The organism is Jezberella montanilacus, from assembly GCF_003003055.1.
GTDB lineage: Bacteria > Pseudomonadota > Gammaproteobacteria > Burkholderiales > Burkholderiaceae_B > Zwartia > Zwartia montanilacus.
On sequence record NZ_PVTV01000018.1, the window covers coordinates 100301 to 110159 of the forward strand.

Consider the following 9859-nt stretch of genomic DNA (forward strand, 5'->3'; position numbering starts at 1 on the left):
TGATGAAAAATTCTTTAGTGTTAATCGTTGCGCTCGAAGACGAGCTTGATCAAGGGATACTATCTTCGCATATCCCGATCATCTATTCAGGAATTGGCAAAATAAACGCCACGATTGCTACATTTAAAGCGATCAAGGAATATGACCCCAGTTTAATTATTAATTTCGGCACTGTTGGGAAAATCACACCTCACCTCAACGGCTTAATACAAATTGGCGCCGTGGTGCAGCGCGACATGATTGCCGAGCCTTTGGCACCAAGGGGGTCTGTGCCCTTTTCTAAAAAGCCCGATCAGCTGCGATCAATTGCCAGCGGATATGTTTGTGGCACTGGGGACAGTTTCGTGACAACACAGGATCTGTGGCTGATCCAAAAAGGTATCGATGTGGTCGACATGGAACTCTTTGCAATCGCTTCGGTAGCCCATGAACATCAAGTCGACTGGGTGTCTTATAAGTTCATCTCTGATGATGCCAACGAGTCATCTGGTCATGAATGGACAAAACAAGTAAGTCAAGGGCAAAGCCTGTTTTTAGAAAAGTTGCAAATGCATCTCGAACAAACATAACAGCCTAAATTGAACGCGAAGCTATTAAATCAGTATTCAGATACAGTTGGTTACTATTGACACTTTTAGGTTTAGAAACATCCTATGGCACTCGACGCTTTAATTGTATCCACCGGGGTGGTAGCGCTCGCAGAGATTGGCGATAAAACACAGCTCTTGGCTTTTATTCTTGCTGCGAGGTTTAAAAAGCCCGTACCCATCGTCTTGGGCATCTTGGTTGCAACGGTCATCAATCATGGTTTGGCTGGCGCCCTAGGTGCCTGGATCACCACGGCAGTGAGTCCTGAGATCCTTCGTTGGGTACTGGGCATCTCGTTTATTGGCATGGCAATCTGGACACTGATCCCAGACAAGATCGAAGAAGAAGAAACGACAATGGGTAACAAATATGGCGTGTTTGGCGCCACTTTGATTACCTTCTTCTTGGCTGAAATGGGCGACAAAACACAGATCGCAACCGTTGCTTTAGCTGCAAGTTACGGCACGCCATTGCTGGTCGTGGTTGGCACAACGCTCGGCATGTTGATCGCAGATGTCCCCGCTGTCTTTATCGCCGACAAATTTGCTGACAAAATCCCGATGAAGCTGGTTCACTCGATTGCGGCTGCGATTTTCGCAGTGATGGGTGTGCTTACTTTATTTAAGATTGACAAGCTGTTTTAAATGCCTGCTACCGACCGACAGAGTGGCGATGGCAATCGACCAGATGGTCATTAACCATCCCGGATGCTTGCATAAAGGCATAACAAATCGTTGAACCGACGAATTTGAATCCGACGTCCAGTAATGCTTTGCTCATTGCGTCGGATTCAGCCGTTTTAGCAGGCACGTCAGTCATGAGAGTGCGTTTGTTTTGAAAGGTCTCGTGCTTCACAAACTGCCAGACGAAATGACTAAATGACTGGCCTTGCAACTGCAGATTGAGATAAGACCGCGCATTCGTGATGGTCGAGACAATCTTTAATTTGTTTCTAATAATGCCGGGGTTACTCAAGAGCTCAGCAATTTTATTTTCGTCATATTTGGCGATAATTTCTGGCACAAAGCCATCAAAAGCCTGACGATAGTTTTCGCGTTTCTTTAAAACTGTTGCCCACGAAAGCCCAGCCTGAGCGCCTTCAAGGATCAGAAGTTCGAACAAAGTCCTGTCATCCCTTATAGGGACACCCCACTCGGTATCGTGATAATGACGGTAAAGCTCAAAACCTTCGCACCAGGGGCAACGTTTAATTGAAGGTTCTGTCGTTGTCTCGTTTGTCATCACGGTTACTTTAGCCTGTATCGACGAAAGTCGATAATATCTAACGCTAGTTACCTAAGAACTTATGAATCTGAAACAAGGCTCCAACTCCCTGTCCGGATTGATTGTTGATAGGCAAAACGGCTTCGACTGAGAGATTAAATTCTGGTCCAACCCAGACGACTCCCGGATTAACCGACCCCGTAATCTGACCACTACAAGAACCAGTCATACACGTTTGTAGTGGGAATTCGACAACGGGAATCAGGTGGTTGAATGGCTCGCCCCAGCCAGTTTTTTGAACGTGATCGTTTAAATACATAAAACTGTATTGAAGCGTAAAACCCCAGTTCAACGTTTTAGGCTGAGCCTGATCGGTAGGCAGCTGGTACCCCAACACGCCAGTCATCGCTAAAGGTTTTAAAAAGCTCAGTGAGTCAGGTAAATCACCAAAGCCTTTCGCGTAAAAAAGAGTTGGGGCGTAGGTGGTGTAGTTGACGGCACCGGGCCCGCCTGTTCCACCAATTTGTCCGTTCATACCGATCGTAATCGCGAACTCATGTTCATCGTTAATCATCAGTTCTTTTTTGACGGTGTAATAAAGGTTGTCAAAGCCGGTTGTTTGTGGCGCGAGATTGGCATTGGGATTGCGGTATAGACCGTCAACGGCAATACCAAAGCCCTTGAACGGCTCTATGCCACCACCCATCAACAAGAAATTGCTAGCGTTGTCCGAAGAATTGTTAGCACCCGCCTTGGGTGTTTTGCCAACAACTGCATGAACCTCATCTGCTGCGTAGGGGTCATCAACGGAAATGGTTGGAGGGAAGTAGCGATCGCCCGCAATACCATGAGCGCTTGCGCCCAATGGGTGCACACTGCACAGCATTGCAATGATGTGAGGGAAGTATTTTTTAAGCATTCGATATCTTAACGACTAATCGCTCGAGCGTTGGTAAACCCATAACGCCATTAAGGTAAAGGCCACTAAGGCACAGCTCCCGGAAAATAAGAAGGCATAGAGTGGTGCGATCGACTCGTAGATCCATCCAAAGATAAAAGAAGCAGGAAAGAGCATTAGACCGGTAACTAAATTAAACCAGCCAAACGCTGTGCCGGCTAATCCTTTAGGTGCCATGTCAGCCACCAGGGCTTTCTCTAGTGACTTTACGCTTGTTTACTTGTTTCTCGAGGCATTGACGAATTCTTTTTCGCAATGCTATCTTGTGTTTTAGACGGGATGTGACAACCAAATAACCGTTATTCACTGAAAATGAGACTGCGTACCCTATGCTGAACCTCTACATTGCCAATAAAAACTATTCGTCGTGGTCGTTGCGTCCCTGGTTTCTAATGAAGGCACTAGATATCCCCTTCGTTGAACACCTGGTCTTTTTTGATGGAAAAGAAACCGCCAATAAGTTTCAACAATTCTCACCCAGTGCAAGAGTGCCCGTTCTTGTTGAGAATGAGCTGCATGTCTGGGATTCGCTCGCTATTACTGAATTTTTAGCCGAGCGGTACGAAACTGTTTGGCCCGGTGATAAAGCGAATCGTGCCTGGGCTAGAAGCGCCTGCGCCGAGATGCATTCAAGCTTTCACGCTCTCAGAAACGAGTGCTCAATGAGTCTTGGTGTTCGCGTGCGTCTGCATGAACCGAGTAGCGCCTTGCTAGCCGATTTGGCGCGCATTGAGCAGTTGTGGGCGGATGGGTTCGCGCGGTTTCATGGGCCTTGGCTCGCCGGAGAGCAGTTCAGTGCGGTAGATGCCTTCTTTGGCCCCGTCGCGTTCAGATTTCGCACCTACGATATCGCGTTGAATGAGCAGTCTCGGGCTTATGTTGATCGATTGTTGGCCCATCCGGCCATGCTGCAGTGGGAACAAGAGGCTCTTTCAGAAACCCAGCGTGACGCCGCGCACGAGTCAGATGTGTTGACCATGGGTACCGTCATTAACGACTATCGAGCTACGATATAAGGGTACTGGCTTTTTGTCATAAAGCTGACACTTTCTCCGGGCAAGCACTGCAAGCGCCTTGGCTGTTTAATCCTGCTTGTCTTGTTTTATCCAAGCCTTGATCCTCAACACTGTCTCGCTCTCAATGCCCAAATATCCATGATGTGCCTGGGGGCCGCAAACGTTACCGGCAATCGTTCCACCCTCCATCGTAATCAGGTCAGTGCCATACGTTTTGTGGTTATAGACAGCCCCTTCATAGCCTGTTGATTTACAGCTGTCATATCTATGATGAACCAATAGATATCTGCTTTTCCGACCTCTAGTGTCCAACTCATGATTGACGCTTGCAAGCGATGAGGTATTTATAAACCCCGCGATCTTTCCGTCCATTGCTATAGACAAGTCTTGAATTGATTGGGAACCCCTACTGGTGCTAAGCACATATATCTTTGCGTTGGGAAACTTAGATTGAAGGTCTTCGATAATTACTTTGACACGCTCTATTGAAGGAATGGAAACAGTTGAATCTGTTTCTGCGGTGACAAATTCATGATCAGCAATGAGCGTTCTAATACGAATCGCAAAATTACCCGGTTTCAAAAAAAGCACCCCTTGGCCATCTGGTGAGACTCTAGGGGTAAGCTTTCCATCGCCGCCAGGCATCAAGATGACAACATACTTTGGGTTGGCAATCCCGATTGTGGTTAAGGCATAGGGCGCGATATCGCCATTCTTGTAATGAGCTGTTTCTATTAGTGAATCTTTCGCGCCGCTCTCAGTTTGGGCGTGGGCTGATGAAAAACCAAAAATCAAGGCAGTCAAAATAAACAGGTGCATCATTTAAGATCCTTAAAAATATTTGCTTCCTATTGATAAGATTTTTAGATGCGTTCATTACCAGCCAGAGCTTCCTGGATCCCCCTTAAATGGGCCAACAAGTTCCGGCGTAATCCAGCCACCATAAAATCCACCTGGCTGAGGGGTTACTGGTTGACCTCCAACCGTACATTGCAGCGACGTTGCGTAAAGTGCCACACAATCTTTTAATTGCTCTGCGCCAGGCAAGGGGCGCGGATAACTCCATGCGACCTTGACTAAAGAACGCGAACCATCAACTAAAGACCAGTATTGAGCTGGCCCTTTCCATTCACAAACGGAACCCCCACCTGCTGACTCGAATAGGTTTTGCTTGACGTCTGCCCAGGGTAAATAGAAGGTAGGTGGGTGCGCTGTCTCAAGTGCCATCACTGCACGATTTGTTCGAGCGACTTCCACATTGCCCCAGACAACAATCACTTCGCGCTGATCCAGAACCAGCTGAGGTGGACGCGGAAAGTCCCAAACGGATACTTGGCCCGGTTTAGGTAATTGCGCAAAATCAGGCCTGCTTGAACCGCGCCACTGCCAAGCGTCACGAGCGGCTTGAAGCCATGAAGGGATCTCGTTCGTTTGCATCATTAGCCCCGGTTCGTAAAAGTTTTATTCATAGTGATAGCGACAGCAATAATGACTAACGGTCATTTCAAACATGAGTCGAAGCGTTTCAATCCGGCTTTCACTTAAACGAATGAAGTCCAACCTATGGTCTGAGAATGCTAGCTGCTAGTCGCCCCAAATACTCCAGTTCATCGTCGGTGGAGATGGTTGACTCCATGACACCGGATATTTCTTTGTACCAAAACCTAGGCGGCTCCAAATCCAGGCGACAGCGGAAATGATACTAATCCCCAGCAACACTGTTAATCCGATGTGGCTAAAGCTGGCGTGCGCCTGAATCATAATCAAGGGATTGGCGCCTGCCGGGGGATGCACGGTACGGGTGAGGAGTAAGACACAAATCGTAATGACGACTGCTGTGACCGATACCCAAGTGGCATCTCCTAAGCATTGCACACAAATAATTCCAATCAAACTGCTGAATAGGTGTCCACCCCAAACGGCTCTTGGCTGAGCCGCTGGTGTTGTGGATAAGCCAAACAGGAATAATGTTGTCCCGCCAAGCGAGGCGAGCAACAGAGGGCTTGTGGCTTTAGTTGCGAGCAGAGTTAGCGTGATGGCTACACCCGCGCCGATGGAGACCCAAATCAATCGAAGTAGTGTGGTTTTCATTCGAGAATGATAATGCCAGTCCTGTCCTTTCGAAAGGCCACACCATCAGTCAAAGACCGTGAAAGAAAAAAAACCAGCGAAGATACGCTAAGGCTTTGGGATTCAGTGGTGGTGTAGTGAGCCCCTGAAAGCGAACTCGCACTGTCAGCGTCTGATTACTGCTGCGGCACGCTTAGCACCACTATACGTTCATGTCATCGTCTATCTGCGCAATGGCCATTGGCCGTGCGTGGATTGTGTTGGCGGTGTGTGTCACGAGCATCGCGACATCAAAGTCATTCACTACATCATATAAATTTTTCTTGCTGTTGTTTGTGTTCATGGCCGCTGGCTCCGTGGTCCCTGAAAATGGGGAAAGTTGTGCTCAATCGCTTACTTTACTGATGCGCCGTCACATCGTCCGTGCGCTGCCCAACACATCGTTGAGCAAAGTCGCTTACTTCATCCAACTTTTGGCGCTGGGTATTTGAAGTGATATGGCTTTGGGCTACTGAACAGACCTTCAATTCTTAATTTTCTTTAGCTGGGAGCCGGTGATGGCAATAACCACGCCCTATCCAATTACACTGTTGCCTCAGGCCTTTTGAAGGCGGCCCACATTAATACATAATCCTTGTTCGGACCTAAGACATGTCTGCATCTATTAACAAGCCAATGCCGATTTTTTTGTCAGCATTCGTCGCTATGTTTAGCTTGACGCTGAGCCTAAGCGTTTATGCTCAAACTGCTAATACTTACCCAGTAAGACCGATCAGGCTCATAGCGCCTGTCGCTGCGGGGGGTGGGCTCGATAATATCGCTCGAGCAGTCGCGGAACGCCTCTCTAAGAATCTTGGCCAAAGCGTCATTGTAGAAAACTTATCCGGTGCCGGTGGTGCTATTGCTTCTATTACAACTGCAAAAGCAAGCCCAGATGGCTACACACTCATGATTGCCTATGCAGGCACTCACGGAACCAATCCTGCCGTTCGTAAACTTAACTATGACGCGTCAAAAGATTTCACACCCATCGGTATGATTGGTGCCACACCAAATGTATTGATTGTAAATACCAAGTTACCTGCGAAAAATTTGGCTGAGTTCGTTGGCTATGCCCAAAAGAATCCAGACAAGCTGAGCTACGGCAGTTCAGGTCCCGGCACACTCACGCATCTTGGGATGGAACAATTTAAGATGGCTGCTGATGTCTTGATGGTTCATCTGCCTTATCGCGGTATTGCACCAGCCTTTACTGATTTGATTGGTGGACAAACCGACGCCATGCTCCCCACTTTGTTTGCTGCGATTCCTTATCTCAAGTCAGATCGTGTTCGTGCTTTGGCCGTCACTGGTCAGCAGCGCAGTCCTGCAGAACCGAACATTCCAACGTTCAACGAATTAGGCTTCTCAGGCTTTAATGGACAGCAATGGTATGGCATTGCGGGCCCTGCGAATATCCCAGAGCCAATCGTCATTAAGCTGAATGCAGCGTTAAATAAAGTACTGTCCAGCCCAGAGTTCGCAGAAAAAATGTCAAGTGAGGCCATGACGCTCATGCCCATGACACCACAACAATTTGATGCCTATATTAAAGAGGACATTGCGCGCTGGACCAAGGTAGCCAAAGATCGCCATATTGAACTGGAGTGAAAGGAATCCCAGGCAACATAACAAATAATAGGGTGGCCCGGGGCGGAATCGACCCGCGCCGAAGATGTCTGATCCTACTTCAATACAGCTTTCACCTTCCTTCTGAGTGAAGGCAAAACCTCTTCCTCAAACCAAGGATTTTTCTTTAACCAAATATTGTTTCTGGGACTTGGATGTGGCAAAGGAATTGCCTTAGGCCAATAGCTCTTCCATGCCACGACGGTTTCAGTCAAATTTGCTTTGTTGCCTTGGTCTAAATGCCATGCTTGAGCATATTGACCAACAACAATGGTTAACTTGATATTGGGTAGTTGCTCTAATAGTTGGACTCGCCACGTAGCAGCACATTCCGGTCTTGGAGGTAGATCGCCTGATTTACCTGTTCCGGGAAAACAGAAACCCATTGGCACCAGAGCAATTTCCTTGTCATCATAAAAAATTTCTTTATCGATACCCATCCACTCTCTAAGACGATCGCCACTAGGATCGTTAAATGGAATTCCGGTTTCATGAACTCGGCTACCGGGGGCTTGGCCAACTATGAGAATTTTTGCCGTGCTACTAACCTGAATAATGGGTCTTGGCCCCAGTGGTAAATACTCTGTACACAAGGTACAAGAGCGAATTTCTTTAACGAGCCTTGCGAGAGATTGGGTCATGTCAGATAAATGGTGATGAACTCAAGAGCATTGTAAGAAGACCTCAAATTCATTGCTGAAAATTTCATTTAAGCAGTCAATTCAATTGCACTCACACGCTTAGTTTGATCTTTCTTGTAGTTCACTTAAGGATTGAAGGGACCTGACTCTAGAAAGGCTGATGATAATTGCCTGAACAGAAAAGCCTGCGACGACGACCAGCAAGCTGGCTAAATCTGAAAAAGTCTCGCCTACTAAGCCACCCAGCAAAGCGCCTATCGGGCGAGCGCCTGTGCCCGCCACGATGTTGATGGCGGTGACTCGCCCCATCAAGGTGTTTGGGGTGACACTCTGGCGGAGTGTGGTGGAAGTGATGGTCCAGATGATTGGGCCGAATCCGAAAAGAAAATATGACAAGCCAGCCACTGCAGACGCTGGCCAAAAATGAGTAGCCGCCATGACAGCAGCTGCCAAAACCGAGAAAAAAGGCCCCAGCAATATGGCATTGCCAAATGCCATGCGCGCCACAATTTTGGACGCCAGGAGTGATCCGAAAATCATGCCAGCGCCATAACAAGCAAGGGTGAGGCCCACCGCACTCGAACTCATACCCAAGGTGCGAATGGCATACGGAACATAGATGGCTTGCAACACGAACCAAGAGATATTCCACGCCACAGAAGTGAACAAAATGGGTCGTAAAAATTCATGAGTCCAAACAAAGTGCGCCCCGTCTTTGAGCTCTAGCCAAGGATGTCTGTCTGGCGCTGCTTGTCTTGCGGGTTCCTTGATTTGATTTAAGAAACCTACGGCAGCCAGAGAGAGCATGAAAGACAAAACGAAGGACGTCGAAGCGCCCATCCAAGCGATGAGGGCCCCCGCCAAGGCTGGGCCACCCGCAAATGCCATGCTCCTTGCTAACTCCAGGCGCCCATTGGCTTTGGCCAAATGTGCTCTGTTAACCAATGCTGGCACCAAGGAAGGTGCACTGACACTGAAACCAACCGTTCCCACAGCCGCAAAAAATCCGACAGTCGCCAACAAGGCGACACTGATTTGATCCAGCAGCAGGCCAGCACCCGAAGTATTTCGGAGAAGAGCATGAGCTTTTTGCGCGACATGCTATCGGCCAACAAACCCATTGGCATGGAGAGCAGCAAAAAAGGCAATGACTGGACTGCGGCAAGCACACCAATTTGTCCGGGACCTGCCTGAAGCATGAGCACAGCCACAATGGGCACAGCAGCCAAGGTCAACTGCTCTGCAGATTGAGCCAATAAATTCGAGATCGCCAGCTTGTGAAAAGCTGGCGGGAGTGGGTCGTGAATGCTGCTGGGCACTTGCCCCTGAACGCTCAACGCTGCGCCTCTTTGGTTTTGCCGGGGGAGCCTTTCAAGCCTGCTAAGAGTGCTTTGTAGATGGCACGCAATTGGTCTGTGGTTGTGATTATTGCCATTTATATATTTCCCATCGTTTCCCAAACAAATATATTCCTCCTCTTTTTATCACTCCGACGCTTCTTGCCAACGTAACTATCGTCTTTTATCAAATTGTGCGGAAAACCTCGGCGTTCAGGGCGAGGATGAATAGCACGGACAGCGTAGCTGTCCTAGATGTTGATATCTTGTGAATACACAGACTGCTGTATATAATCACAGCATGAAGCGATTGCAAGCGTACAAATTTGAGCTGATGTCTCATGGTCAACAGCAGCG

The 9859-nt window shown here is 48.1% G+C and carries 13 protein-coding genes; 4 read left to right on the forward strand and 9 right to left on the reverse strand.

Annotated features, from left to right (window positions below; all coding sequences use genetic code 11):
• Positions 1-2: 2 nt before the first annotated feature.
• Entirely contained in the window at positions 3-569 is a 567-nt protein-coding gene (locus BCM14_RS14550) for a phosphorylase family protein (RefSeq protein WP_106228774.1), read from the forward strand.
• 84 nt (positions 570-653) lie between these two features.
• Positions 654-1232, forward strand: coding sequence for a TMEM165/GDT1 family protein (locus BCM14_RS14555; RefSeq protein WP_106228775.1), 579 nt, complete (start codon positions 654-656; stop codon positions 1230-1232).
• A 7-nt stretch (positions 1233-1239) separates the two neighbouring features.
• Here BCM14_RS14555 and BCM14_RS14560 read toward each other — a convergent pair whose 3' ends face one another.
• Positions 1240-1830: a DNA-3-methyladenine glycosylase I gene (locus tag BCM14_RS14560; RefSeq protein ID WP_259673651.1), complete on the reverse strand. Its 591-nt coding sequence runs from the start codon at positions 1828-1830 to the stop codon at positions 1240-1242.
• Positions 1831-1876: 46 nt separating this feature from the next.
• The gene (locus tag BCM14_RS14565) at positions 1877-2731 is read right to left on the reverse strand and encodes a hypothetical protein (RefSeq protein ID WP_106228776.1); all 855 of its coding nucleotides are present in this window, start codon (positions 2729-2731) and stop codon (positions 1877-1879) included.
• Positions 2732-3099: 368 nt separating this feature from the next.
• On the opposite strand from BCM14_RS14565, the gene BCM14_RS14575 reads away from it, so the two are divergent.
• The gene (locus tag BCM14_RS14575; protein ID WP_106228777.1) at positions 3100-3786 is read left to right on the forward strand and encodes a glutathione S-transferase family protein; all 687 of its coding nucleotides are present in this window, start codon (positions 3100-3102) and stop codon (positions 3784-3786) included.
• A gap of 66 nt (positions 3787-3852) precedes the next feature.
• Here the strand turns inward: BCM14_RS14575 and BCM14_RS14580 are convergent, their stop codons facing one another.
• From BCM14_RS14580 to BCM14_RS15370, 4 genes are all read right to left on the reverse strand, one after another.
• Positions 3853-4608, reverse strand: a complete 756-nt coding sequence (locus tag BCM14_RS14580; RefSeq protein WP_106228778.1) for a hypothetical protein — start codon at positions 4606-4608, stop codon at positions 3853-3855.
• Between the two features lie 54 nt (positions 4609-4662).
• A complete protein-coding gene (locus BCM14_RS14585) occupies positions 4663-5226 on the reverse strand; it encodes a DUF427 domain-containing protein (protein WP_259673652.1) in 564 nt (187 codons plus the stop codon).
• A gap of 144 nt (positions 5227-5370) precedes the next feature.
• On the reverse strand, positions 5371-5877 hold the full coding sequence (locus BCM14_RS14590) for an HPP family protein (RefSeq protein ID WP_106228779.1): 507 nt from the start codon (positions 5875-5877) through the stop codon (positions 5371-5373).
• A 181-nt stretch (positions 5878-6058) separates the two neighbouring features.
• Positions 6059-6199 carry a pyridoxamine 5'-phosphate oxidase family protein gene (locus BCM14_RS15370; RefSeq protein ID WP_259673653.1) on the reverse strand — a complete coding sequence of 47 codons (141 nt, stop codon included), beginning with the start codon at positions 6197-6199 and terminating at the stop codon, positions 6059-6061.
• Between the two features lie 308 nt (positions 6200-6507).
• Here BCM14_RS15370 and BCM14_RS14595 point away from each other — a divergent pair, with 308 nt between their 5' ends.
• Complete coding sequence (locus BCM14_RS14595) at positions 6508-7506, forward strand: Bug family tripartite tricarboxylate transporter substrate binding protein (protein ID WP_106228780.1); 999 nt, start codon at positions 6508-6510, stop codon at positions 7504-7506.
• 74 nt (positions 7507-7580) lie between these two features.
• Here the strand turns inward: BCM14_RS14595 and BCM14_RS14600 are convergent, their stop codons facing one another.
• The 3 genes from BCM14_RS14600 to BCM14_RS15395 form a co-directional block, all read right to left on the reverse strand.
• On the reverse strand, positions 7581-8165 hold the full coding sequence (locus BCM14_RS14600; RefSeq protein ID WP_106228781.1) for a uracil-DNA glycosylase family protein: 585 nt from the start codon (positions 8163-8165) through the stop codon (positions 7581-7583).
• A 99-nt stretch (positions 8166-8264) separates the two neighbouring features.
• Complete coding sequence (locus BCM14_RS14605; RefSeq protein ID WP_311042736.1) at positions 8265-9158, reverse strand: MFS transporter; 894 nt, start codon at positions 9156-9158, stop codon at positions 8265-8267.
• Entirely contained in the window at positions 9062-9502 is a 441-nt protein-coding gene (locus tag BCM14_RS15395; RefSeq protein ID WP_311042737.1) for an MFS transporter, read from the reverse strand. The genes BCM14_RS14605 and BCM14_RS15395 overlap by 97 nt, the downstream gene beginning before the upstream one ends.
• Positions 9503-9859: the final 357 nt, after the last annotated feature.